At 38.6% G+C, this 23,771-nt stretch carries 25 protein-coding genes and 3 tRNA genes; 21 read left to right on the forward strand and 7 right to left on the reverse strand.

Annotation, left to right across the window (positions count from 1 at the left end):
• Positions 1–138 precede the first annotated feature (138 nt).
• Both gnd and msrB read left to right on the forward strand, forming a co-directional pair.
• On the forward strand, positions 139–1,512 hold the full coding sequence (gene gnd / locus AAEU29_RS02265) for an NADP-dependent phosphogluconate dehydrogenase (RefSeq protein WP_274763208.1): 1,374 nt from the start codon (positions 139–141) through the stop codon (positions 1,510–1,512).
• Complete coding sequence (msrB, locus tag AAEU29_RS02270; protein ID WP_274763209.1) at positions 1,512–1,883, forward strand: peptide-methionine (R)-S-oxide reductase MsrB; 372 nt, start codon at positions 1,512–1,514, stop codon at positions 1,881–1,883. The genes gnd and msrB overlap by 1 nt, the downstream gene beginning before the upstream one ends.
• Positions 1,884–1,930: 47 nt before the next feature.
• On the opposite strand, the gene ansA is transcribed toward msrB, so the two are convergent.
• Together ansA and sppA are read right to left on the reverse strand one after the other, a co-directional pair.
• Positions 1,931–2,941: an asparaginase gene (ansA, locus tag AAEU29_RS02275; protein ID WP_274763210.1), complete on the reverse strand. Its 1,011-nt coding sequence runs from the start codon at positions 2,939–2,941 to the stop codon at positions 1,931–1,933.
• 61 nt (positions 2,942–3,002) lie between these two features.
• On the reverse strand, positions 3,003–4,868 hold the full coding sequence (gene sppA / locus AAEU29_RS02280) for a signal peptide peptidase SppA (protein WP_421971878.1): 1,866 nt from the start codon (positions 4,866–4,868) through the stop codon (positions 3,003–3,005).
• A 215-nt stretch (positions 4,869–5,083) separates the two neighbouring features.
• Between sppA and AAEU29_RS02285 the strand changes: the two genes are divergently transcribed.
• The 9 genes from AAEU29_RS02285 (at position 5,084) to bamJ (ending at position 12,596) form a co-directional block, all read left to right on the forward strand.
• The gene (locus tag AAEU29_RS02285; RefSeq protein ID WP_421971879.1) at positions 5,084–7,057 is read left to right on the forward strand and encodes an oxidoreductase; all 1,974 of its coding nucleotides are present in this window, start codon (positions 5,084–5,086) and stop codon (positions 7,055–7,057) included.
• Between the two features lie 58 nt (positions 7,058–7,115).
• Positions 7,116–7,808: an HvfX family Cu-binding RiPP maturation protein gene (locus AAEU29_RS02290; RefSeq protein WP_421971880.1), complete on the forward strand. Its 693-nt coding sequence runs from the start codon at positions 7,116–7,118 to the stop codon at positions 7,806–7,808.
• A gap of 123 nt (positions 7,809–7,931) precedes the next feature.
• Positions 7,932–8,480, forward strand: coding sequence for an NAD(P)H nitroreductase (locus tag AAEU29_RS02295; protein WP_421971881.1), 549 nt, complete (start codon positions 7,932–7,934; stop codon positions 8,478–8,480).
• A 7-nt stretch (positions 8,481–8,487) separates the two neighbouring features.
• Positions 8,488–9,480 (forward strand): beta-N-acetylhexosaminidase, encoded by a 993-nt coding sequence (nagZ, locus tag AAEU29_RS02300; protein ID WP_421971882.1) that lies wholly within the window; start codon positions 8,488–8,490, stop codon positions 9,478–9,480.
• A 5-nt stretch (positions 9,481–9,485) separates the two neighbouring features.
• Complete coding sequence (locus tag AAEU29_RS02305; protein ID WP_421971883.1) at positions 9,486–10,862, forward strand: SLC13 family permease; 1,377 nt, start codon at positions 9,486–9,488, stop codon at positions 10,860–10,862.
• Between the two features lie 93 nt (positions 10,863–10,955).
• Positions 10,956–11,333 carry a hypothetical protein gene (locus tag AAEU29_RS02310; RefSeq protein ID WP_421971884.1) on the forward strand — a complete coding sequence of 126 codons (378 nt, stop codon included), beginning with the start codon at positions 10,956–10,958 and terminating at the stop codon, positions 11,331–11,333.
• A gap of 57 nt (positions 11,334–11,390) precedes the next feature.
• Positions 11,391–11,481, forward strand: a tRNA-Ser gene (locus tag AAEU29_RS02315).
• A 53-nt stretch (positions 11,482–11,534) separates the two neighbouring features.
• On the forward strand, positions 11,535–11,909 hold the full coding sequence (locus AAEU29_RS02320) for a hypothetical protein (RefSeq protein WP_421971885.1): 375 nt from the start codon (positions 11,535–11,537) through the stop codon (positions 11,907–11,909).
• Between the two features lie 69 nt (positions 11,910–11,978).
• On the forward strand, positions 11,979–12,596 hold the full coding sequence (gene bamJ, locus AAEU29_RS02325; RefSeq protein WP_372767111.1) for a BamJ family beta-barrel-assembly machinery protein: 618 nt from the start codon (positions 11,979–11,981) through the stop codon (positions 12,594–12,596).
• A gap of 59 nt (positions 12,597–12,655) precedes the next feature.
• Here bamJ and AAEU29_RS02330 read toward each other — a convergent pair whose 3' ends face one another.
• Genes AAEU29_RS02330 through AAEU29_RS02350 form a run of 5 tightly spaced genes read right to left on the reverse strand, consistent with a single transcriptional unit; the run spans position 12,656 to position 14,680 of the window.
• The gene (locus AAEU29_RS02330) at positions 12,656–12,988 is read right to left on the reverse strand and encodes a TusE/DsrC/DsvC family sulfur relay protein (RefSeq protein ID WP_421971886.1); all 333 of its coding nucleotides are present in this window, start codon (positions 12,986–12,988) and stop codon (positions 12,656–12,658) included.
• Between the two features lie 5 nt (positions 12,989–12,993).
• The gene (gene tusB, locus AAEU29_RS02335; RefSeq protein WP_421971887.1) at positions 12,994–13,254 is read right to left on the reverse strand and encodes a sulfurtransferase complex subunit TusB; all 261 of its coding nucleotides are present in this window, start codon (positions 13,252–13,254) and stop codon (positions 12,994–12,996) included.
• A complete protein-coding gene (gene tusC, locus AAEU29_RS02340; protein WP_421971888.1) occupies positions 13,251–13,607 on the reverse strand; it encodes a sulfurtransferase complex subunit TusC in 357 nt (118 codons plus the stop codon). Before tusC ends, tusB begins: the two co-directional genes overlap by 4 nt.
• A complete protein-coding gene (locus AAEU29_RS02345; protein ID WP_421971889.1) occupies positions 13,604–13,957 on the reverse strand; it encodes a DsrE family protein in 354 nt (117 codons plus the stop codon). Before AAEU29_RS02345 ends, tusC begins: the two co-directional genes overlap by 4 nt.
• Positions 13,958–14,014: 57 nt before the next feature.
• Positions 14,015–14,680: a Bax inhibitor-1/YccA family protein gene (locus tag AAEU29_RS02350; protein WP_421971890.1), complete on the reverse strand. Its 666-nt coding sequence runs from the start codon at positions 14,678–14,680 to the stop codon at positions 14,015–14,017.
• A 263-nt stretch (positions 14,681–14,943) separates the two neighbouring features.
• On the opposite strand from AAEU29_RS02350, the gene AAEU29_RS02355 reads away from it, so the two are divergent.
• The 10 genes from AAEU29_RS02355 to AAEU29_RS02400 all read left to right on the forward strand — a co-directional run bounded on the left by AAEU29_RS02355 (position 14,944) and on the right by AAEU29_RS02400 (position 23,631).
• Positions 14,944–15,034: transfer RNA gene (locus AAEU29_RS02355), tRNA-Ser, on the forward strand.
• 14 nt (positions 15,035–15,048) lie between these two features.
• Positions 15,049–15,139: transfer RNA gene (locus AAEU29_RS02360), tRNA-Ser, on the forward strand.
• Between the two features lie 82 nt (positions 15,140–15,221).
• Positions 15,222–15,599, forward strand: coding sequence for a hypothetical protein (locus AAEU29_RS02365; RefSeq protein WP_274762592.1), 378 nt, complete (start codon positions 15,222–15,224; stop codon positions 15,597–15,599).
• 140 nt (positions 15,600–15,739) lie between these two features.
• Entirely contained in the window at positions 15,740–16,195 is a 456-nt protein-coding gene (locus AAEU29_RS02370; protein ID WP_421971891.1) for a free L-methionine (R)-S-oxide reductase MsrC, read from the forward strand.
• Between the two features lies 1 nt (position 16,196).
• The gene (locus tag AAEU29_RS02375; RefSeq protein WP_372767125.1) at positions 16,197–16,487 is read left to right on the forward strand and encodes a hypothetical protein; all 291 of its coding nucleotides are present in this window, start codon (positions 16,197–16,199) and stop codon (positions 16,485–16,487) included.
• A gap of 16 nt (positions 16,488–16,503) precedes the next feature.
• A complete protein-coding gene (proQ, locus tag AAEU29_RS02380; RefSeq protein ID WP_421971892.1) occupies positions 16,504–17,154 on the forward strand; it encodes an RNA chaperone ProQ in 651 nt (216 codons plus the stop codon).
• 11 nt (positions 17,155–17,165) lie between these two features.
• Entirely contained in the window at positions 17,166–19,190 is a 2,025-nt protein-coding gene (gene prc, locus AAEU29_RS02385) for a carboxy terminal-processing peptidase (RefSeq protein ID WP_421971893.1), read from the forward strand.
• A gap of 138 nt (positions 19,191–19,328) precedes the next feature.
• Positions 19,329–20,789: a Na+/H+ antiporter NhaC gene (nhaC, locus tag AAEU29_RS02390; RefSeq protein ID WP_421971894.1), complete on the forward strand. Its 1,461-nt coding sequence runs from the start codon at positions 19,329–19,331 to the stop codon at positions 20,787–20,789.
• An 18-nt stretch (positions 20,790–20,807) separates the two neighbouring features.
• Positions 20,808–23,414: an aminopeptidase N gene (gene pepN / locus AAEU29_RS02395; RefSeq protein WP_421971895.1), complete on the forward strand. Its 2,607-nt coding sequence runs from the start codon at positions 20,808–20,810 to the stop codon at positions 23,412–23,414.
• Positions 23,404–23,631, forward strand: a complete 228-nt coding sequence (locus AAEU29_RS02400; RefSeq protein WP_421971896.1) for a DUF2835 domain-containing protein — start codon at positions 23,404–23,406, stop codon at positions 23,629–23,631. The genes pepN and AAEU29_RS02400 overlap by 11 nt, the downstream gene beginning before the upstream one ends.
• The last annotated feature ends 140 nt before the right edge of the window (positions 23,632–23,771 follow it).

The following is a 23,771-nucleotide window of genomic DNA, read 5'->3' on the forward strand; positions in this document are numbered from 1 at the left end:
AATAAAATTGCATGCTGGTCGAAAAGCCATATAATGCGCGCCATTACCGCTTAACTAATTTCAACTTTCAGTGTAAACAATGCACTGTTTTAGTTGATTTTAGCAATGATTTCACACCTAACAGTTAGGAGAATTTATATGCAAGTCGCATTAGTTGGCTTAGGCGTTATGGGTAAGAACCTTGCCTTAAACTTAATTGAGAAAGGTTTAAACCTAGTAGCCTATGACAAAAACCCAGACGCAGGCGAAGATTTACTTAGCCTTGCAAAAAAAGAAGGGTTTGCTGAACGACTGCATATTGTTAGCGACTTAGCCGATATGGTTCGTCGCCTTGAAACACCACGTTCTATTTTGCTTTTAGTACCAGCGGGTGAATTAGTAGACCGTGTATGTTCAGAGCTTATTGAAGCGGGCGTTGAAATTAACGATATTATCGTTGATTGCGGTAACAGTAATTACAAAGACGGCATCGCGCGTAAACTTAAGTATCAAAACAAGTTTGAATTTGCCACTATGGGCATTTCTGGTGGTGCAGAAGGTGCACGCCATGGCCCGGCAATGATGGCGTCAGGCTCTGAAGGTGGTTGGGAACGAATAATTCCTTTCTTTGAAAAAGTGGCTGCGAGTCATAATGGCGAATCATGCTTTGCGCGTGTAGGCCAGTCTGCATCAGGCCATTTTGTTAAAATGGTACATAACGGCATCGAATATGCGCTAATGCAATTAATTGCTGAAATTTACCACTTACTTCGCTTAGGTTGTGGTAAAACTAACGATGAAATAGCGGCGCTTTTTGATACGTGGTCAGAAGGTGAACTCAATAGCTATTTATTATCAATTTCTAGCCACATCTTAAAATTAAAGTCAGAAGACGAAACTGCAATTGTTGATCTGATTGACAATAAAGTAGGCGCAAAAGGCACTGGACTTTGGACTGCGCAAAACGCACTAGAGTTAGGTATTGCTGTGCCTTCATTAGTGGCTGCTGTTCAAGCTCGTCATTTAACGAATACGCAAGACACACATGCGGCATTAGAAATGACGTATGCGGCAAAACAGCCGGCGAAAGTTGATATTGATCTGGAAGAGTTGCGTAAAGCGTTCCATTTAGCGAGCCTTCTGTGCTACCGCCAAGGCTTAGCTTTAATTAAAGGTGCATCGCGTTCGCACCAGTGGAAAGTAGACTTATCTAAAACACTGCAAACATGGCGCGCTGGCTGTATTATTCGTGCAGATTACCTTGATCAAATTGCAGAAGGTAACGGCTTTATTGATGGTCTTGATGACGAAGTAGTAGCACTTAGAAACATTGCTGCTGATGCTGTGAAATCGGGTTTAGCATTTCCGGTACTTGCCGCTACGCAAACCTATTATGCAACACTTACAACGCCTAGCAACGGCCATTTAGTGCAAGCACAACGTGATTATTTTGGTGAACATGGTATTAAAACTCACGAAGGTGAAACATGCCATTTAACTGATTTAACGCATATTGACGCGAAAGTAAGATAATGGATAAAAAATGGCAAACACACCTTAACGACGCACAAAAACATGTGTGTGTTGATGGGGGCACTGAATACCCATTTACGGGTGAATATAACGATTTTTTTGAATCGGGTGATTACTACTGTGTTTGCTGTAATGCGCTGTTGTTTAAATCGGAAGATAAATTTCAGTCAGGTTGTGGCTGGCCTGCCTTTAGCTTCAGTGAAAAAGAGAGTATTCGTTATCTTCGTGACAGCTCTCATGGCATGGAGCGTATTGAAGTGCGTTGTAAACAGTGTGATGCCCATTTAGGCCATGTCTTTAACGATGGACCGCCACCTACGGGCACGCGTTATTGTATAAATTCGGTTTGTTTGAATTTCAAATCGAAGTAGTTCAAAAAAGCGCTTAATAGCGCTTTTTTTATTTGTAAGCAGAGTGATTAGCGGGTCAGTTCACCTTTCAGATTATCTTGCATCAAATGGCGTACTGTTTCAGATTCTAAATTCTGGCTTAACAGATAGTGTAACTTCGTTAAACACGCCTCGAGAGTCATATCATAACCACTAATTACGCCAGCATTTAGTAACGCATTACCGGTTGCATAGCCCCCCATATTGACACTGCCTTGAATACACTGCGTCAGGTTGATAATAACTAAACCTGATTGTGTGGCATTACTAAATAATTCAAGCATTTCAGGGTTTTGAGGGGCATTACCGACACCAAAACTCAATAGTACAAGCGCCTTTAAAGAATCTGTCATCATGCTTTTAATAAGGTCGACAGAAATGCCAGGGTACAAATGCAATACGGCAATTTGCTGAGGCGTAATTTTAGTGACGTCCAGTTTATTATTTAAGCTTGGGCTTAATTGTCCGGCAACTAATTCAATATTTATACCCACTTTTGCAAGCGGCGACATATTTGGTGAGCCAAACGCGGCAAAACCATCAGCATGCATTTTGGTTGCACGGTTACCACGGTAAAGTTGATTATTGAAATACAAACTTACTTCACCGATAGGGTAATTGGCAGCAAGGTACATAGCATTAAGTAAATTAACCTGACCGTCTGAGCGTAATTGTGACAAAGGAATTTGTGAGCCTGTCACAATCACTGGCTTGGTTAGATTTTCAAGCATAAAGGAGAGGGCAGATGCGGTATAGGCCATGGTGTCAGTACCATGCAACACAACAAAACCATCATAATCGGCATATTTTTCTTTAATATCATCTGCAATTAACTGCCAATGCATTGGGCTCATATCTGATGAGTCGATAAGCGGGCAATATTCGTGAATATCAAAAAGTGGCATTTCTTCACGATTAAACTCGGCACTGGATTTTACTGTTTGAGTAAGAAAACCTGCAGCTGGGATATAGCCTTTACTAGATTTCTTCATCCCGATAGTACCGCCGGTGTAGGCGATATAAATTTTTTTTCTTTTCATAAAAATAGCCCAGTGAAAACACTGGGCTATTATAATTGAAAAGTGTTTGTATAAGTAGCGTTTAGTAGCTAACTGTACACACTAAACACTTGGCATAAACACCATTTGGATCATTAAATTGCTCTAAGCTAGATACTTGCTGTTTAATGCCTTGCGCTGTTTGCATAATGCTGTTTTTAACAGGTGCGTAATCGTCTTTGGCAAAATAAGCGCTAATAAATGCAGCGGCTTGAGATTCGCCGAAGATTTTTTGCATTAACATTTCTTGCTCGGTAAGTTGTTGCTCAATGGTGATCACGTCGTACATTGAAAGGCTAGCAAGCTCAGCAGCACGTTCAATTGCATCTTGTTTAGTACCAAGGGCATCAACTAGGCCAAGCTCTTTAGCTTTTGTACCAATCCAAACACGACCTTGTGCAACTTTATCTACGTCTTCTTTTTTCATGCCACGCGCTTCTGCAACAACTGTTAAGAAACGGTCATAAGCACTTTCAACTGACATCTGAATTACTTCACCAAGCTGAGGCTCAAGTGGACGTAACATAGAAAATGATGCCATATCTGTTGTTGCTACACCGTCAGAGTAAATACCTAATTTTGCAAGGGTATTTTCAAATGTCATTAACGTACCAAATACGCCAATAGAACCTGTGATGGTGCTTGGTGCAGCCCAAATTTCATTTGCATTAGCTGCAATCCAGTAACCACCTGATGCTGCAACTGAACTCATAGAAGCGATAACAGGCTTACCTGCATCTTTAAGTGCAAGCACTTCGGCACGAATAATTTCAGAAGCAAACATACTGCCGCCGCCTGAATCAATACGAAGTACTACCGCTTTTACCTTGTCGTTTAAGCGAGCACGGCGAAGAAGTTCAGCAGTAGAGTCACCACCAATTTCACCTGCTTTACGCTCACCATCTACGATATTGCCTTTTGCTACAATTACAGCAACTTTATCGGTAATTGGGTTTTCCATAGGGAATGGTGGTTTTAACGTTTTAAGGTAATGGCTAAACGAAATTTGTTTAAATGACTTACCTGATTCGTTTTTGCCCACTTCTGCAATGAGTTTTTGACGTAATTCTTCTTTGCTTGCAAGTGAATCAACCCATTTATATTGAAGCGCGTACTGACCTGAATGACCATTCACGTTGGCAAACTTTTCTTTGTATGTTGCCATGTCTTCAGCAAAATTAGTTACTTCAAAACCGCGGTGAGCTGCAACGTCTGTTTTATATTCCTGCCAAAGTGCGTCTAACCATGCTTTATTTGCTTCTTTTGCAGCATCTGACATGTTGCTTCGAATTAGCGGTTCTACAGCTGACTTAAATGTACCTACACGGAAAATATGCTGCGAGATATTTAGCTTATCGATAGCTTCTTTGAAATAAAGTGGGTAGGTGGCATAACCCGAAATATCAACAGCGCCGTATGGGTGCATTAAAATTTCATCGGCTTTACTAGCGATGTAGTATTGTGCCTGAGTGTAGTAATCACCATAGGCATACACTTTTTTGCCACTTTCTTTAAACTTATCAAGCTGGGCAGCAATTGCTTTCAGCTTGTTAAGGTGTGCGCCTTGCATTTTTTGTAGATCAAGTAACAACAGCTTAATTTTTTTATCTTTTGTTGCGTACTTAATTGTCATTAAAATATCATCAAGTAGCACTTCAGGTGGCTCATCGCTTGAACCCATAGAATCGTTTAACGCTGCTTCAACTGGGTCAATATATGTTTTTTCTTCAACGATATTGCCTGCAATTGAAAGCACTAGAGCAGAATCTTGCTCAACGATAATTTCATCCTCTGAACTTAAAATTGACACAAAAAGTGCAATTAAAATAAAGGAAAATATAATATTTAATACGAGGCGTCTTGAAAAATTAAGAAAATTCCAAAAGCCTACGATAGCCTTTTTAACCAAAATCTTATCCTATCTATAGATTTATCATCTATTACCATCTTAACTTACTTTTTAGTCAAACTTAAATGAAAAACGTAACGAAGTGTTTAGCAAAAAAGTTTAGTTAAAACATTATAGTTAGTGAGTATATTGAGAGATCACTTTGGACAAGCTTGAGTTAACTGGTTAAACCAGTTAAAGTGCTTGAGGTATGACCAGTAGAGTAAGTAGCAAGTATGTTAGAACAAGAATTAAAACTGAAAAACAATTCACTGCGAAATCGCCTTGTAATGGGTTCAATGCACACCGGCCTTGAAGAAGGTTTGTGGAATGTTAAACGCTTAAAAGCGTTTTACGAAGCGCGCGCAAAAGGTGGTGTAGGCCTAATCATTACCGGAGGCTTTAGCCCAAATTTGGTTGGCAAATTAACTCCAATCTCATCATCATTTAATACATTTTTAGATGTGCTTAAACATCGCCCTGTGACTAAAGCGGTACATGAGCACGGCGGCAAGATTTGTTTGCAACTGCTTCATGCAGGGCGCTATGCCTATCATCCATTTAATCAGGCACCAAGTGCAATTAAGGCACCAATCAATCCTTACAAGCCGAAGGAGATGACCCTTAGCAATATAAAAAGCACCATAAAATCATTTGCAAAATCAGCAAGGCTTGCAGAGCGTGCAGGTTATGATGGTGTTGAAATAATGGGCTCGGAAGGTTATTTAATTAACGAGTTTATGGCGCCTCGCACAAATAAACGCACAGATGAATACGGTGGTTCAAACGAAAATCGCATGCGCCTAGCAAAAGAAATTGTTGAAGCTGTGCGTCGTGAAGTAAGTGATAAGTTTATTATTGTTTTCCGTATCTCTGTGATGGATTTAGTAGAAGATGGTTCGACTCAAGAAGAAGTGATTGAACAAGCAAAAGTGTTAGAAAAAGCGGGTGTTGATATTTTTAACACAGGTATTGGCTGGCATGAAGCGCGTGTACCAACAATTGCAAGCATGGTACCGCAAGGGGCTTTTGTTGAGGCAACCGAATTACTTAAACAACATGTGTCAGTGCCATGTGTTGCGGTAAACCGTATCAATACTCCAGAACTTGCCAATTCAATTTTAAACAATAATTCCGCAGATTTAATATCTATGGCAAGGCCATTACTTGCTGATCCTGACTTTTTTAATAAATACGTTGAAAACAAAAGTGACAACATTAACGTGTGTATTGCCTGTAACCAAGGGTGCTTAGATAACGTTTTTAAAGGAAAGCGAGCCACTTGTTTAGTTAATCCACGTGCAGGTTTTGAATTAGACTATTCATTAGAGCCTACAACTAACCCTAAAAATGTATTGGTTGTAGGTGGTGGACCGGCAGGTATGGCAGCAAGTTGTTATTTAGCTGAAAAAGGCCATAAGGTAACGCTTATTGAGCGCTCTATAGGGTTGGGTGGTCAGTTTAATTTAGCAATGCGTGTACCAGGTAAGGAAGACTTTAACTATACGCTTGACTACTTTAAATCTGAACTCGCTAAGTTAAATGTGGATGTACAGCTTCAAACATCATTCGAAAATAGCATGTTTGAGCAATATGATAATGTTGTTTTTGCAACAGGTGTACGCCCTCGAGAAGCATCATTTGAATTAAAAGATGGTCGTACACTACTTGCTTATGATGAAGTGATCCGTGGTGAAGTTGAAATTGGTAAGGACGTTGTTATTTTAGGTGCCGGTGGTATCGGTTTTGATATGGTGGCGTTTTTAGCTGAAAAAGCAAATAAATCGGTTGATGAATTTAAGCAGCAGTGGGCAATTAATGTTGAACATACACCACATGAAATTCCACATAACATCACCATGTTAAAACGTAGCCCAGGCCGTTTTGGTAGTGATCTTGGTAAAACTACGGGGTGGATCCATCGCGCTGTTGCTAAACAGCAAAATGTTAAGCAAATCAGTGGTTGTAATTACATTGAGCTAAATAAAGACGGGTTAGTAATTGAAATTGATGGTGAAAAACAAACAATTCCTTGTGAATCTGTAATTACGTGTATCGGTCAGGTTTCCAATACAGATACCTTTAATAAAGAGCTAGAAAATGGCAAATATGCATCTAAAATTGATGTGATCGGTGGTGCAAAATTGGCTTCTGCAATTGATGCAAAACGTGCCATTTTTGAAGCCTTACAGGTAGCACGCAAAATATAGTGAATAATTAACAGTGTTTTACCGGTCTTTAATGTATTACTAAAACTTAGAGGTCGGTATGACGCTGCTTAATTTTTATAAAACATTCCTTTCTAAAAGCCAAATTTTATCTGGTTTACCACCATTACTATTTCGCTTAATACTTGCGCCAATAATGATTATTGCTGGTTACAGTAAACTTGGCTTAAGCGAAAACCCAGAAACATTCCTACAAGCTATTTCAGCATTACCAAGTATTGTTTCTTGGTTTGGCAATGCAGAGTGGGGGCTAGGTTTACCATTTCCATCATTACTTGCATTTTTAGCAGCTTGGACTGAATTTCTAGGTGGGTGGTTACTATTTCTTGGTCTTTTTACCCGGATTGTTTCAATTCCATTAGCGTTTACAATGTTTGTAGCAATAACAACGGTACATTTAGAAAATGGCTGGTTTTCTGTTACACCAACAAATAGTGAAATAAGTGCCGCAAAAGTACTTGATTGGCTACATGTACCTGGCGCAAAGGCTAGTTTAGAAAACTCTAAGCAAGCATCCGAGCGTTTAAATAAAATGCGTGAAATTCTAGAAGAGAATGGCTACACAGAATATCTCTATGAAACTGGTAAACCGGTAATTCTAAATAATGGCATTGAATTTGGCTTTATATACTTTGCAATGTTGCTTAGTTTGTTTTTTACAGGTGGCGGCAGGTTTTTCAGTTTAGATTATTGGCTTTCACAAAGGTTTTTCTCACAAAATCACGTTAAATAAAATAACTTGGCCATTGTGGGTCAGTACTTATTTTAATTAAAACACCTAATTGAGAAGAGCGTTAAGCTCTTTTCTTTTCACTGTAGTTTGTTAAGCTTGGCAAAAAACTAACATGTCAGCTTAATGAACGCATTAGAACTCTTATTAGAACGTCAATCAGACAGCAAACTTACTACACCTGGGCCAACACCTGAACAACTCGAAATTATTAAACAAGCCGCGTTACGTGTACCTGATCATGCTGCACTAAAACCATGGCAATTTATTCTGGTTGAAGGCGATGCCCGTGAAAAATTAGGTGAAATTTATTACCAAGCAGCGCTTAACAATAATGCCGATGAAAAAACACTAGAACGAGCCAAAGAGTTACCGCTACGTGCACCTTTAATCATCATTTGTATTGCGAAATACAAGCCACATGCAAAAGTACCGCGTATTGAACAAGTGCAATCTGCTGGTTGTGCTGTGATGGCGATGCAACAAGCCGCATTTGCGCAAGGGTTAGCAGGTGTGTGGCGTACCGGAAGTTATGCGCAAGATGAATATGTGAAACAGGCACTTAACCTTTCAACCGATGATGAGCTTGTTGGCTTTTTATATCTTGGTAGCAAAGTGAACGATATAAAAAAATCGCGCAATATTGATGCTTCTGACTTTTTTACATGTTTGTAGGTGAATAATGTTAGGTCCGATCACAACTGGAATTGATGATAAATTTCTTAGCCAAGAAGAGTATGAAGTATTAAAGCATCCGCTTATTAATGGCGTTATTTTATTTTCACGAAATTACGAAGACCCAGAGCAGCTTCTGGCGCTGACTAATAGCATAAAAGCAATTAATCCGAAGTTGTTGGTGTCTGTTGATCATGAAGGTGGCCGAGTACAACGCTTTCGCGATGGGTTTAGTCAACTTCCTAGTATGTCTGATGTATTTCAACTTGAAAATGCCAGTGAAAAATTACATGACATTGGTTGGACTTTAGCGGCGGAGCTATTAGCTTGCAAAGTTGATTTTTCATATGCACCGTGTGTTGATGTAAATGGCATTTCACAGGTGATTGGCAATAGAGCTTTTTCATCAGAACCAGAAAAGGTGGTTACTGGTGCAAAAGCCCTCATAAAAGGCTTGCACAGTGCTGGTATGAAATCGGTAATTAAACATTTTCCGGGACATGGCTCAGTTGGCCCAGACTCACACATTGCAATGCCAGTGGATGACCGCAGTTTTGTCGATATTACTGAGTATGACTTAGTACCATTTAAACGTTTAGTTGCAGAATCATTGGCAGATGCGGTAATGCCAGCACACGTTATTTATTCAGAAGTTGACAAAAATCCAGCGTGTTTTTCTGATTTTTGGCTTAAAACGGTACTCAGAAAACAATTAGGTTTTAACGGTCCCGTGATATCTGATGATATGGGTATGCAAGGGGCTGTTCAAGTAGGGGATTATCCTACTCGTGTAGCTAAAGCCCTCGATGCTGGCTGTGATACAGTCTTGCTTTGCAATGAAAAGCCGGGTCTGTATCAAGTGATGGATAGTTTACCAATTGAAAAGTATCAACACCATGGTGCTCGCATGGCTGTTTTTCACCAAAAAACTTACCCAAGCTGGGATGATGTTAAGCGCGATCAAAGATGGCATAACTGTCAGAAAATAATAAATAGCTAATTAATATGACGAATAATAATAAAAATATCCTAATTGGTTTGTTTTCAAGTGTAATAGCTTACCTTGCATGTGTTTATTTTTGGCAACAGCCACAAGTAATTGCTTTAACTGTTGCACTTACGCTTCTAACGGCCTACTTTTGGATTACAGAAGCATTACCTATTCCGCTTACCTCACTTATCCCTATTGGAATCTTCCCTTTTGTTGGGGTGTTAACACATCAGCAGGCGGCCGCATCGCTCGGTTCACATGTGATTGTGCTTTTGATGGGGGCGTTTATGCTCGCCGTTGGTATTGAAAAATCAGGGGTACATAGACGGATTGCCTTCACAATTTTAAAGGTCATTGGAGGCGATAGCGCGCTGCGCATTATTTTCGCCATTATGGCAACCAGTAGTATTTTATCGATGTGGATTTCGAATACGGCAACCGTTGTTGCATTATTACCGGTTGTGCTAGCGATTTGTGCGTCAACTGATAACAGCCGATTTAAAATTGCGTTATTACTTGGCCTTGCTTATTCCGCCTCTCTTGGCGGTGTTGGTACATTAATTGGTACGCCGGCAAATGTGATCTTTGCGTCTGTCTATGAAGAATTTGCAGGGGAAGAGTACGGTTTTATCCGCTGGATGAAAGTAACGGTGCCAATTATTGTAATAGCAATCCCGTTAATGGCGCTGTGGTTAGCAAGAGGCATCAAACTGTCGGCTGCTATCCATTTACCTAAATGCGATGAATGGCAAAGTGCTGAAAAGCGTGTGTTGTTTATTTTTGCCATTGTTGCGTTACTTTGGGTTTTCAGAAAAGAACCCTTTGGTGGATGGTCTGGTTTACTTGATATCAAAACAGTAGGGGATTCATCCATTGCATTATTAGGTGTAATCGCAATGGCAATAACACCTAATGGTAAAGGTGGTCGTTTGCTTGAGTGGCAGGATGCAAAAGATATTCCGTGGGGCATGTTGTTACTTTTTGCTGGCGGTATTTGTATTGCTAAGGCCTTTGTATCAAGTGGTTTAAGTGAATTGCTAGGGCAGTTTTTTGTAGCGCTAGGTTCATTACCAGTGTTAGTCAGTTTACTTGCACTTGCCATTGGTGTGTCATTTTTAACTGAGATTACATCAAATACAGCAACGGCAACGCTAATGATGCCAATTATAGCTAGCGCTGCAATAGCGCTTAATTTACCGATTGAATTATTGATGATCCCTGTGGTGATAAGCTGTTCATGCGCGTTTTGTTTGCCAGTAGCAACTGCACCAAACTCGATAGTATTTGCCAGTGGCGAAGTATCAATAAAAGATATGGCGAAACAAGGTATGGCGCTTAATATACTCGTTGCCACAATTGTTGCGTTAGTTTGCTTTTATTTCTTGACTTAAAGCCAAAATAGGCTATTTCAAATTTGTCTATTTTTTGTTAAGGTGGTGTATTAACAACCAATTTAAACCATAAAATAATAAAAAGGCGCAGTTATGAATAACTTGTTTTTGCGCGAAAAAGAAAGTTGGTCAATTTGGCTTATTTGGGGCATTGTGTCAGCAATAGCAGTGTATATTACTGCATCGCAGTCACGTGATATTAGCCATATTGTCTTTATTAAACTGGGCGTATTTTCGCTTTTAACCTGGTACATGGCCTATTTAAAACGCTTTTCGTTTTGGCGGGCGATGAAAATCTCACTGGTAGTGTTTTCTATTGCAGTGACACCAGTATTATTTTTTAATTTTGAAGCTGTTAGCTTATTAAAAAATGCAGACTTAGTTTTAAAAATAGCTGTTTTAACGGCGATAACGGTTATTTTTAGCTTAATTTGTTCGTTAATTGCACGTCAGCCAAAAGAATACTATTAAATAGTAATTTTTTACTTTACAACGTGATCCGAACTCATTAATATGCGCCCCAACAACGGAGAGATGGCTGAGTGGTTGAAAGCACCGGTCTTGAAAACCGGCATAGGTTAATAGCCTATCTAGGGTTCAAATCCCTATCTCTCCGCCACCTCATTCCCAAAACCGCCTTTATGGCGGTTTTTTTCGTTTTGGAGTTTGATTATGAATAATAAAGCGAAGACAGCACTTTTTATTTTCTTTTTTGCCGCTGTTTATAGCCTGGTACTTCAACAAGGTATTTTACTGCTTACTGACTACTTCACTGTGAAAGTTGATTCATTGATTTTGATTTGGCAAAGCTACCTTGGTCTTTTTATTTTTAATTTACTGGTTGCGCAAACGACACGTAAATATTTCAAAGCTGATCAACGTTTGTTTTTTTCTATTATGATTGGCTGTGCTTCGGCATTATTGCCAACGGTATTTTCTTATGACTTGTCCGCAGTATGGTCATTATTGTTAGCAAATGCCGTTATTTCAATTATGGCGCTACTTGCACAAAGTAAGCTTGAGACAATGCAGAGCAAAAGTCAGTAATTGCGGTAACAAGTGATGCCTAACTATGTTAGACTGGCATTTTTATAACTTAATTAAAGTATAGAGATTATGTCAGACACATTTAATTCAAATGCAGAAAAAGCAAGCTACGGTATCGGCCTACAAATGGGTGAGCAATTAAAATCAAACCCATTCGAAGGTTTAAACTTAAATTCAGTATTCGAAGGCATGAAAGATGCTTACACTGGTGCTGATTTCCAAGTTGAGATCCCTGCGATTCAAGCAGCATTTGAAGAAATTAATGCTGAAATCACAAAGCGTCGTGAAGAAGAAGCAAAAGTACTTGCGGCTGAAGGCGAATCTTTCCTTGCAGAAAATGCAAAGCGTGCTGAAGTAACTGTTACTGCTTCAGGTCTTCAATACGAAGTGTTAACTGCTGGTGAAGGTGAGAAACCAACTGCAGATTCAACTGTTCGTACACATTACCATGGTACGCTAATCAACGGTGACGTTTTTGATAGCAGCTACGACCGTGGTCAACCAGCTGAGTTCCCAGTTGGCGGTGTTATCAAAGGTTGGACCGAAGCATTACAAATGATGCCTGTTGGTTCAAAATGGCGTTTATATGTACCACACGACCTTGCATACGGCGAGCGTGGTGCTGGTGCGTCAATCGCACCTTTCTCAACACTTATTTTTGATGTTGAGTTACTAGATATCGTATAATTTAAGTACGAATAAGAAAGCCAGCAACATGCTGGCTTTTTTTGTATCTAAATTATTGGTTATATACAACGGGCAGGTTTAGGTAAACCAGCAATTTTTGTTGCTTGTTTGGCAGGGCCTTTTGGAAATAACTTATACAGGTATTTACTGTTTCCTTTGTCTTCGCCTAGTTGTTTTGCCATTGCTTTAACTAACATCCGTATCGCGGGGCTGGTGTTAAATTCTAAATAGAAATTACGCACAAAGTTGACAACTTCCCAGTGATTTTCGCTGAGTTCAATATTTTCATGTTGTGCTATCTGTTCTGCGAGTTGTTCACTCCAATCTGCTTGGACTTTTAAATAACCTTCTTTATCGGTTTCAATGGTTTTACCATCAATTAAATAACTCATTGTTTTTACCAAGTTATGTGTTGTTCACTTTGAACAATAAGTGTTACCCATTGTTCATCAGATATAAGTTTTACTGTTGGATGTTCAATGCCGCGCGCTTTAATGTCAGTTTCAAGGGCATAAACATCACAACTATTGTATTGAGATGTAAAATGTGACGCACTGTAACACGCATCTGATATAAGCAAAATGCTATCATTATCAGCGATGATCAGCTGTTGTTGAATATACTCTGATAAAGGTTTGTTAAATACATGAAGGATCACAGGGTCACCACTTGATGTTGTTTTAAAAGTAGGGTGCGCTTAGCATTTTCATCTAATGCAACGACATCAAAAGCAAATTGAGATTCATTAATACCAAGATCCTTTAGTGATTGTGCGCATACATAAATATGATCAATGTCATAAAGCGCTAATGTGCCAAAAGCTTTAAGGTAATTCTTAATATTTAAATCTTCAATGGATTGCCCAGCAAGTAAAGCGAATAGGGCATTGCCTTGCAGAAGCAAACTAACTTCTTGATCAATGGCTGCGAAAATAAGTGCCATATCAAGGCTTTCTTTTAATCTGGCATCGACAAAAGGCGACTCATTACAAATAACTAAAAATGACTTCATTTAATTTGTACCCATTTATCTGTTTGAGCAACATCCATTGCAAATTCAGCAAGACCGGCAACTTCAAAAGGGTGTGTATTTGAAATCGCTAAACCACGTTTTTCAGCTGCTGTAACACATAGGGTAAGTTTGATGCCTAACTTAGCAATCGAATGCCAAACATCCATAATTTGTAACTCATCACTCGGCAGTGAAAAATGTTCGCTTGCGTGAAAAACAGCATCTTGATAAAGAAATACGCCTTTAATTGTATGCCCAAGTGTTATTGCACTATTAATAAAGCGAGTTAGATGTTGCAAACTATCATGTGAGGTGACGTTCGCATGATAACTAATAATGATAGATGCCAAAATTAATCCAAAAATAAGCCCCGATATACGGGGCTTATTTTATTAAACTTTTACAGTTTAGTCATTATTTGCACCTAGAAGATGCAAGATAGATGTGAAAAGGTTGTATACATTTAAGTATAAGCTCACCGTTGCACGAATATAATTTGTTTCACCGCCATTAATAATACGGCTAGTATCAAATAAAATTAAGCCAGACATAATGAATACAACAGCGGCATTAATCGCCATGAAAGCAATGCTGCTACCGATAAATAGGTTAACAAGGCTTGCTACGATAACTACTAGCAACCCGATAAACAGGAAACCACCTAAGAAAGAAAAATCTTTTTTAGTTGTCATTGCGTAAGCAGATAAGCCAAAAAACACTAATGCAGTAGAACCAAGTGCTTGCATGATAAGCATTGGGCCGTTTGGCATTGCCGCGTAGTGGTTAAGCATTGGGCCAAGTGCTGCGCCCATTAAACCAGTGAACACAAATACCCATGGTAACCCTGATGCGCTGTCTGCTTTTTTGTTAACAACGAATAGGGTGATTAGTCCACCAATGCTAAATACCAAACCCATCATATAAGGTAATTGCATCGCCATAGAAATACCTGCTGTAACTGCACTAAATAGTAAAGTCATACCAAGTAACATATAGGTGTTGCGTAATACTTTGTTTGTTTCAAGTACTGATTGCGCCGATTTTGGCGACGAGTACGTATGGTTAAAGCTCATAAATAACTCCTTAAATTGAAACGCATTCCTGTTAGGTTTCAGAACTGCAAACAGCATATCAATTAACAACATGGGTAGCAATTCTATTACCTTTATTAGAACGCATATAGCTGCTATTTAGTTCAAAAAATTAAACAAAATAATTAAAGGGGTGAGAGTTGTGTGGATATTGTACTTTTTGGCTGATTATTGTGCGGTTAAACAAAATATTGAAAAAAAAGCTTCACAAGTGAAATCGAATCCCCTAATATTCGCCCCGCTGCGGAGAGATGGCTGAGTGGTTGAAAGCACCGGTCTTGAAAACCGGCATAGGTTAATAGCCTATCTAGGGTTCAAATCCCTATCTCTCCGCCACTTTCTTTATTTGCGGAGAGATGGCTGAGTGGTTGAAAGCACCGGTCTTGAAAACCGGCATAGGTTAATAGCCTATCTAGGGTTCAAATCCCTATCTCTCCGCCACCTTCTTCCTATACTTAAGTCTACTATCTATTTTATCCTTATTTGCCATGCTAAAGCTGTGTTTAAACATAGTGATTCGGTTATGGATAAAAAAACAATTCTTAAAGGCATTGCTTATTCACTTTTCTCACCCTTCGTTATTGGGTGTTTAATCGGTGCTTATTATGTCATTACACTGGAAGGTGGTAATAGCAAACTATTCTTTTCAATTCTGTTAAGTGCAGTAGCAAATGCGCATATTGTTGGTTTAACAATGGCAATTTGTGTTGTGCCTTTATATTTATTTCTAATAAAACGTAGTAAAACCAATAATACTGCTGTAATCACAGCCGCGTTATTTGGTGGTGCACTATTCAGTTTTATGTTTAATGTGGCATCGGGACAAGTGTTTATTGTTAATACTGCAATGGCAATATTAGCTGCGGGTATTTTTATAATGACACAAAAAAAACGAATCTAGTTTTTCAGGCGAATAAATAGTAAACAAAAAAGTGAATATTTCGCGATATTCACTTTTTTTAGCTTAAAAAGGTTTCATTTGTTGTTCTGAAAGAGTACCTTTAAGCTTTGTGAATATTGAATTGTTAACTTTTCCAAATAATGAATAAAGAAAGCTTATATCAAAGTTTAAATAATCAAGTAGTGGCTTTGATTGAAGATGAATCTAACCTGATAGCTAACCTTGCAAACGTTAGTGCGTTATTAAATATCGCACTAGAAGACATCAACTGGGTTGGTTTTTATTTATTAGAAAACGACACGCTTGTACTAGGTCCTTTCCAAGGTAATCCAGCATGTGTGCGTATTCCGATTGGAAAAGGTGTTTGCGGTACTGCATTTGAAAAACAACAAACATTACGTATCGAAAATGTTCACGATTTTGAAGGCCACATTGCTTGTGACGCTGCTTCGAATTCTGAAATCGTAATTCCACTTATTAAAGATGGTCAATACATAGGTGTATTAGACATTGATAGCCCAAGCTTGAATCGCTTCGATGAAGATGACCAAACGGGTTTGGAGCTTATCATGTCTTCACTTAAAGAGTATCTTTAATATGAAAGATTGGTTGAGTGTTCAGGATTACCTTTTTGGCATTGATCAAGTAGGTGATTGGGAAGGGCAAGAAGAAGCTGTTGCTGAAAATCTTAATGAACTTATTCACATTGCTTGGCAAGCGCTTCCAGATGAAGCAGACGCTGAGACAATAGACAGAATTATTGAAGGCATTTGGGAACATTTGCGTGGTGATACCGCGATTCTAGATGCCGAGCATGAAGAATTAATCGATTGGGTGTTACATTATGTGGCAAACCAATTGGAAAACAATTTAGACGAAGAGATTTAAACTTAAGGTTAAACACATGGACTCTACTAACAAGCTAAAAGACATTAAAGAGGTATTAAATTACCTTTACACAGAGTTTCCAGCCTGCTTTAAAGAAAAGGACGGTATTAAGCCGTTAAAGGTTGGTATCTTTAAAGATATTGCTGAGCGTATCGACAGCGATGAACGTGTAAGTAAAACACAAGTGCGTCAAGCACTTCGTAAATACACTTCAAACTGGCGCTACCTTGAATCAGTTACAAAACATGAGTTCCGTATTGACCTTGATGGTAACGATGCTGAAAAAGTAGAAGAAGAGCACGTAGAGCATGCTAACAAGGCACTAGAAGAAAGCCGCGCAAAGCTTGCAAAACGTAAGAAAGCAGCTCCTCGTAATGCGGGTGAAAAGAAATCTTACAAAAAGAAAGGGACTTTTGCTGATAAAAATGCTGCAAAAGGAACTAAATTTAATTCTAGTAACACTAATAAAGACAAACCTGTTCGCCGTTCAAACAAAGTAGAAGCGCTACCTTCAGGTGATATTAAAGTGAACGCTGAAGTTAAAGTAAAACTTGGCCAAGCTTTAGTTAAAGGCACAATCACTGAAGTGAACAAGGAAGACATTCATGTGGTGCTAGTTACTGGCATGCAGGTGAAAACTAAAGCAGAGAGTCTATTTATCGTATAAGGAGACAGTGTATGAGTGAGAAGTTTAAGCTTATTCCACTGGCGGCAGCGCTATTTTCAGCAAATTTATTTGCTTCTGCCGATACAATTAGCATTGAAAATTTACCTGAGTTAAAACAGGAAATACAGCATATTGCTGCAACCAAGCGAATAACAAATTTATTTACTCGCTCACACTACAAACTTATTCGATTAGATGATGACTTATCTAGCCAAATCTATGACCGCTATTTAGAGTCAATCGACAGTAACAAAAGCCTGTTTCTGCAATCAGATTTGGCTAAATTTGAACATTTCAGGTATGAGATTGATAATGCGTTAATAAAAGGCGATATGTCTTTTGCATTTGAAATCTTTAACCTGAATATGCGTCGCCGTTTTGAACGCTTTGAATACTCACTTTCTTTACTCGATAAAGAAATGACGTTTGATAAAGAAGACAATTATTACTTTGACCGCGAAGATGCTGCGATTCCTACTACTATGAAGGAATTACATGAAATCTGGCGTCAACGTGTTAAATATGATGCACTTCGTTTGAAACTTACTGGCAAAGAATGGCCAGATATTCAAGAAATTCTAAAAAAGCGTTACCGTTATACTCTTAAACGTATTTCGCAAACTAATAGTGAAGATGCGTATCAAATTGCGATGAACTCGTTCGCAAGAAGCATAGAAGCTCATACCTCTTATTTATCGCCACGCCGTGCAGAGCAATTTAAGCAAGATATGCAGCTTGAATTGGAAGGAATTGGCGCTGTTTTAGGTGTTGATGAAGATTACACTGTAATTCGTTCATTAGTGCCAGGTGGTCCGGCGTCGAAAACTGAAAAACTTAAGTCAGATGATCGCATTATTGCGGTTGCGCAAGGGCAAGACCAATTTGTTGATGTAATTGGTTGGCGTTTAGATGACGTGGTAGACCTTATTAAAGGTCCTAAAGGTACTAAGGTTCGCCTACAGTATTTAAAAGGCTCTGATTCTCACGGTACGCCACACGAAGTTGTGATTGTACGTGATAAGATTCGTTTAGAAGATAAAGCTGCTAAATCTAGTGTATTTGAGCCAGTTTATTCAGAGCTTGATACAAAAATCGGGGTGATTGAAATACCTGGTTTTTACAATAACCTCTCTAAAGATGTGAAGAAAGAACTCGCCAAGTTACAAGAGCAACAGGTCGATGGTATTGTTATCGATTTACGTGGTAACGGTGGTGGTTCACTGTATGAAGCAACACAATTATCAGGCTTGTTCTTTGATAAAGGCCCGGTAGTTCAAATTCATAACATCAATGGTAAAGTTGAAAAACAAAAAGACCGTGATGGTGTTACCTATTACGATGGCCCTTTAACGGTACTGGTAGACCGCTATAGTGCATCTGCTTCTGAAATTTTTGCAGCAGCAATGCAGGATTACGGGCGCGCTGTAATTATTGGTGAACAAACTTTCGGTAAAGGCACAGTTCAGCAGCACAGAAGCCTAACTAAAGCGTTTGATTTATTTGAAAACCCACTAGGTAGTGTTCAGTACACAATTGCAAAATTTTATCGCATTAATGGTGGCAGTACTCAGCACAAAGGGGTGATCCCAGATATTAAATTCCCAAGCCCAATTGACCCTGCAGAGTGGGGTGAAAGTCAGGAAGATAATGCATTGCCTTGGGATCATATTCGTAAGGCGAATTATTCAAAACTTGATGATTTATCACCAGCAATTACGTTTTTAACGGATAAACACAAAGAGCGTATCGCAGCTGAACCTGAATTTATCTATCTTAATGATGACATAGCAGTTTATCAAAAAGAGAAAGATCGTGATTCAGTGACGTTAGTAAAAGCTAAGCGTGAAAAGCAACGTGAAGAAGATAAAGTTAAAGCATTAGCGCGTGCAAATGAACGCTTAAAACGACTAGGCTTAGACCCGATTGCATCTTTAGATGATGCACCTGATGTACTGGATGAAATTGATCCTGGACTTGAGGAAGCGGTGCATATTACATCAGATTTTATTAAGTATGGCCGTTACGCTAAACACTAATTAGCAATGATTTTAGCAAGCGCCGATTTTCACAAAGTCGGCGCTTTTTTATGTAAAACTAAAAATAAGAAATGTCAGCACTTTGCCGTTTAGGTGATATAAAGTTGATAAATAATGACAACAATTTGAGGTATCTTTGTGAAGCAAGTAAAACAAGCGACCTTTTTAGACGCTTTAATTCCAATAAGCGTTTTAGTGCTACTGCTTGGCACATCCGTTTATTTATACAGTGATGATTCATCGTATGGTCCTAACCAAATAGCTTTATTATTTGCTGCAGCAATTGCGGTTTTAATTGGTTTAAAAAATGGCTTTAAATGGGATGAACTCGAAGAAGCCATGGTTAAAGGTATAACCATTTCTTTAGGCGCCGTACTGATTTTATTAATGGTTGGTGCGCTTATTGGTACTTGGTTGCTATCAGGCACAGTTCCGTCATTAATTTATTATGGCCTGCAACTAATAAATCCTCATTGGTTTTATGCTGCAAGTTGTGTGCTTTGCGCCATTGTAGCGCTAAGTATTGGTAGCTCTTGGACTACAGCAGCCACAATCGGTGTTGCATTACTTGGGGTTTCAACCGGACTTGGGCTTGACCAAGTTGTTACGGCAGGTGCTGTTATTTCAGGTGCTTATTTTGGTGATAAATTAAGCCCGCTCTCTGAGACAACTAACCTAGCACCAGCGGTTGCTGGTAGTAATTTATTTGAGCATATTCATCACATGCTTTGGACCACCGTACCGAGCTTCATTATTGCTTTGATTATTTTCTTAGTGATGGGTTTCAATGCGGAAGGGATCCCAAATGAAGGGCGCATTGAAGAAATCTCAGGTATTTTGTTACAAAACTTCAATATTGGCATTGAAATGTTAGTTCCACTAGTGGTGTTATTGGCGCTTGCAGTTAAAAAAATGCCTGCATTCCCTGCAGTTGCAATTGGTGCCTTTGTAGGTGCAATTTGGGCCTTATTATTTCAACAAGATTTAATCGCAAATCAAATTGAGAGCGGTGTAAATCAATTTGTCGGTACCTTTAAGTTGGTTTGGGCTGCATTTTTTAATGGTTTTAGCATCACAACTGGTGATGAAAAAATGGATAGTCTTCTAAGCGGTGGCGGTATGTCTGGCATGCTTAATACTACTTGGTTGATCATTTGTGCCTTGATGTTTGGCGCGGTTATGGAAAAAGTAGGCCTATTAAAAGTGTTTGTTTCGGGTATTTTAAAAATTGCCAAAAGCACAGGTTCACTTATCGCATCAACAATAGCTACCTGTATCGGCACAAATTTAATTGCTGCTGACCAATATATGGCGATTGTTATGCCAGGTCGTATGTTTAAAGAAGAGTATGAAAAACGTGGTCTTGCTAATGTGAATTTATCACGCACTTTAGAAGATGGCGGTACCATTACAAGCCCATTAATCCCATGGAATACTTGTGGTGCATATATGCAAAGCGTGCTTTTAATTAGCCCATTAGATTATGCAATGTATGCGTTTTTCAATTTAATTAATCCAGTGCTAGCGGTTATCTATGCCTATTTCGGCATTAAAATTTTAAAGCTAGAGCCGAAACACGTTCAATCTCGTGAAGCATAACTTAGTAGAGTAAATTTTATGAGCGATCAACATATTTCAACTAACCAAGCTAAGTATCGTAAAGATTATAAAGCGCCTGAATTTTTAGTTGATTCACTGTATTTAGAGTTTGATTTACAGCCTACACAAACACGTGTATTACAAAAATCACAGTATAAGCGCGTGGGCTCTTCGCAAAGTGAGCTGTGGTTAGATGGTGTCAATCAAACACTGCATTGTATCAATGTAAATGGCGATGTTTTTACTGAATATGAAACGTTTGAGCAGGGTATTTTATTAAAGAATTTACCTGCAGAATTTGAACTGCATATCGAAACGGAAATAGACCCAAAAAACAACACATCGTTAGAAGGGTTATATTTATCTGATGGTGCTTATTGTACTCAATGTGAAGCAGAGGGATTTCGTAAAATCACCTATTTTCAAGATAGACCTGATGTTTTAACAAAATACACCGTTAAGGTTATTGCAGATAAATCGTTCACTCACTTGCTTTCAAATGGCAACAAAATTGACAGTGGCGAACTTGCTGACGGAAGGCACTTTAATGTGTGGCAAGATCCGTATAATAAACCGAGCTATTTATTTGCCTTGGTGGCTGGTGATTTTGATGTTTTACAAGATAAATTTACGACACGTTCTGGTCGTGATGTGTTACTTGAGTTATTTGTAGATAAAGGCAACTTGAGTAAAGCAGATCATGCAATGGCATCGCTTAAGCGTGCAATGAAATGGGATGAAGAGCGTTTTAATCTTGAATATGATCTCGATATTTACATGATAGTTGCTGTTGATTTCTTCAATATGGGTGCAATGGAGAATAAAGGATTAAACATCTTTAACTCTAAATGTGTACTTGCCAACCAAGCAACTGCAACAGATAGAGATTATCACACCATTGAAAGTATTGTTGGTCATGAATATTTCCATAATTGGACAGGAAACCGTGTTACTTGCCAAGACTGGTTCCAGCTTTCATTAAAAGAAGGGTTAACGGTTTTCCGAGACCAAGAATTTAGCTCTGATATTGGTTCACGTGCTCTTAACCGAATTGATGCAGTTAAAGTAATGCGCGGTCCTCAGTTTAGTGAAGATGCAGGTCCAATGGCACATCCGATTAGACCGGATAAAGTAATCGAGATGAATAATTTCTATACGGTTACTGTTTACGATAAAGGATCAGAAGTGATCCGTATGATGCATACCTTACTTGGCGAAACTAATTTCCAAAAAGGCATGCAACTCTACTTTGAACGTCATGATGGTACCGCAGCAACGTGTGATGATTTTGTGAGCGCAATGCAAGATGCGTCAAACATTGACTTAAGCTTATTTTCAAAGTGGTATAGTCAATCTGGCACGCCAGAGTTAACAGTCATTCGTGAATATAATGAGTCGGATAGGTCATTAACATTAACTGTGTCGCAAAAGACTGCGCCAACGCAAGACCAAAATGAAAAACAAGCGCTTCATATTCCGCTTGCAATCGAACTTATCTCTCCTGAAGGGGTTTCACAGCCGCTGCAAATTAATGGTGAGTTAATTGGTAATGTGGTAAGTCTGAAGCAAGAAACACAACAGTTTATTTTCGAAAATATTGATGCCGATTCATCAGTTGTATTTTTAGAAGATTTTTCAGCGCCTTGTAAAGTTGTGTTTGAGCAATCGCTAAATGAATTGATTTTAATAGTTAAACACGCACGTAGTGATTTCTCAAAATGGGATGCGATGCAACGTCTGATGATTGTGTGTTTAAAAGAGACAATTGATAAAGGCGAAGAATTACCAAAAGCAATCATAGATTTATTTGAATATTTACTCGCATCAGAAGTGTCGGATCTTTCTTTACTAAGTGAATTAATCACACTTCCTAGTTTTGACAGTATTGCTGCAACGTATGACACAATTCCTGTTGATGAGATATGTGCACAATTGGCGTCTGTAAAATCAACATTAGCTAACTTATTAAAAGACTCACTTGTCGAGCGATATAACGGTCTTTCTGAAACTGGTGGTTTAGATGCTCATAGCGTTGGCGTTCGAACACTAAAAGGGTGTTTGCTTGGTTATCTAACGCTCACTGATTGGCAGTTACTTTCAAGTGAACTTGAAAGTGAGTTCGAAAATACGAATATGACCAATAGTTTAAATGCGCTTAATGCTGTGTGCGATAGCCTACATGCATCACACTCAAACTTCTTAGCGCGATTCAAAGAGAAGTGGCAACACGATGTGCTTGTTCTTGATAAGTGGCTTGCACAAATTGGTCGATTAAAGACTGAGCATGTAACCAATACAATTTCACAGATGTTTGATAGTGGAGAGGTTGATATAACAAACCCTAATCGTGTCCGTGCATTGTTGATGAGTTACTGCATGTTCAATCCACAAGCTTTTCATGCGATTGATGGCTCAGGTTATAAACTTTTAACCGATTTATTGATTAAACTTGATAAAATTAATCCACAAAATGCTGCTCGTTTAATTACGCCTTTGCTAAGTTTTAAACGCCATACAATTGAACGGCAAAATAACGCTAAGCAACAATTACAGCGTTTAGCAGCAATTGCTGATCTGAGTCCAGATTTGTTTGAAAAGGTGAGTAATGCCCTCAATGGTGAGTAAAACTTACTATTTTTCAATAAATCTCAATTACGATGAGTGTATGGCCTATTACAAGGGCCATTACACTCAAGTGCAAGTATTGAGTGATTGCGGTAAAACAATCCGCTTTGATGCTTCAAAATTACGTCCTTTTATTTCTTCTTTGGGTATAAAAGGGCGTTTTCGTATCCATTTAACTGCTGAAAATAAATTTATTTCTATAGAAAAAATACTTTAAAAACATTTTGTTAACCTAATGTTTCCATCTTTTTTAAGAACTTTTTTAAGTTCTTTAGCATAAGCACTTTTCATTTCGATTATTTAACTGGTAAGATGTCTTACCTATGTGATTAGAAAGTAGAATATCTAATAACAAGA

It is taken from the genome of Pseudoalteromonas aquimarina, from assembly GCF_049257255.1.
In the GTDB taxonomy this organism is placed as follows: Bacteria; Pseudomonadota; Gammaproteobacteria; order Enterobacterales; family Alteromonadaceae; genus Pseudoalteromonas.

Coding starts and splice junctions, on each gene's coding strand:
- gnd (WP_274763208.1), top strand. CDS start 139: ATGCAAGTCGCATTAGTTGGCTTAGGCGTTATGGGTAAGAACCTTGCC.
- msrB (WP_274763209.1), top strand. CDS start 1,512: ATGGATAAAAAATGGCAAACACACCTTAACGACGCACAAAAACATGTG.
- ansA (WP_274763210.1), bottom strand. CDS start 2,941: ATGAAAAGAAAAAAAATTTATATCGCCTACACCGGCGGTACTATCGGG.
- AAEU29_RS02285 (WP_421971879.1), top strand. CDS start 5,084: ATGTTAGAACAAGAATTAAAACTGAAAAACAATTCACTGCGAAATCGC.
- AAEU29_RS02290 (WP_421971880.1), top strand. CDS start 7,116: ATGACGCTGCTTAATTTTTATAAAACATTCCTTTCTAAAAGCCAAATT.
- AAEU29_RS02295 (WP_421971881.1), top strand. CDS start 7,932: ATGAACGCATTAGAACTCTTATTAGAACGTCAATCAGACAGCAAACTT.
- nagZ (WP_421971882.1), top strand. CDS start 8,488: ATGTTAGGTCCGATCACAACTGGAATTGATGATAAATTTCTTAGCCAA.
- AAEU29_RS02305 (WP_421971883.1), top strand. CDS start 9,486: ATGACGAATAATAATAAAAATATCCTAATTGGTTTGTTTTCAAGTGTA.
- AAEU29_RS02310 (WP_421971884.1), top strand. CDS start 10,956: ATGAATAACTTGTTTTTGCGCGAAAAAGAAAGTTGGTCAATTTGGCTT.
- AAEU29_RS02320 (WP_421971885.1), top strand. CDS start 11,535: ATGAATAATAAAGCGAAGACAGCACTTTTTATTTTCTTTTTTGCCGCT.
- bamJ (WP_372767111.1), top strand. CDS start 11,979: ATGTCAGACACATTTAATTCAAATGCAGAAAAAGCAAGCTACGGTATC.
- AAEU29_RS02330 (WP_421971886.1), bottom strand. CDS start 12,988: ATGAGTTATTTAATTGATGGTAAAACCATTGAAACCGATAAAGAAGGT.
- tusC (WP_421971888.1), bottom strand. CDS start 13,607: ATGAAGTCATTTTTAGTTATTTGTAATGAGTCGCCTTTTGTCGATGCC.
- AAEU29_RS02350 (WP_421971890.1), bottom strand. CDS start 14,680: ATGAGCTTTAACCATACGTACTCGTCGCCAAAATCGGCGCAATCAGTA.
- AAEU29_RS02365 (WP_274762592.1), top strand. CDS start 15,222: ATGGATAAAAAAACAATTCTTAAAGGCATTGCTTATTCACTTTTCTCA.
- AAEU29_RS02370 (WP_421971891.1), top strand. CDS start 15,740: ATGAATAAAGAAAGCTTATATCAAAGTTTAAATAATCAAGTAGTGGCT.
- AAEU29_RS02375 (WP_372767125.1), top strand. CDS start 16,197: ATGAAAGATTGGTTGAGTGTTCAGGATTACCTTTTTGGCATTGATCAA.
- proQ (WP_421971892.1), top strand. CDS start 16,504: ATGGACTCTACTAACAAGCTAAAAGACATTAAAGAGGTATTAAATTAC.
- prc (WP_421971893.1), top strand. CDS start 17,166: ATGAGTGAGAAGTTTAAGCTTATTCCACTGGCGGCAGCGCTATTTTCA.
- pepN (WP_421971895.1), top strand. CDS start 20,808: ATGAGCGATCAACATATTTCAACTAACCAAGCTAAGTATCGTAAAGAT.
- AAEU29_RS02400 (WP_421971896.1), top strand. CDS start 23,404: ATGGTGAGTAAAACTTACTATTTTTCAATAAATCTCAATTACGATGAG.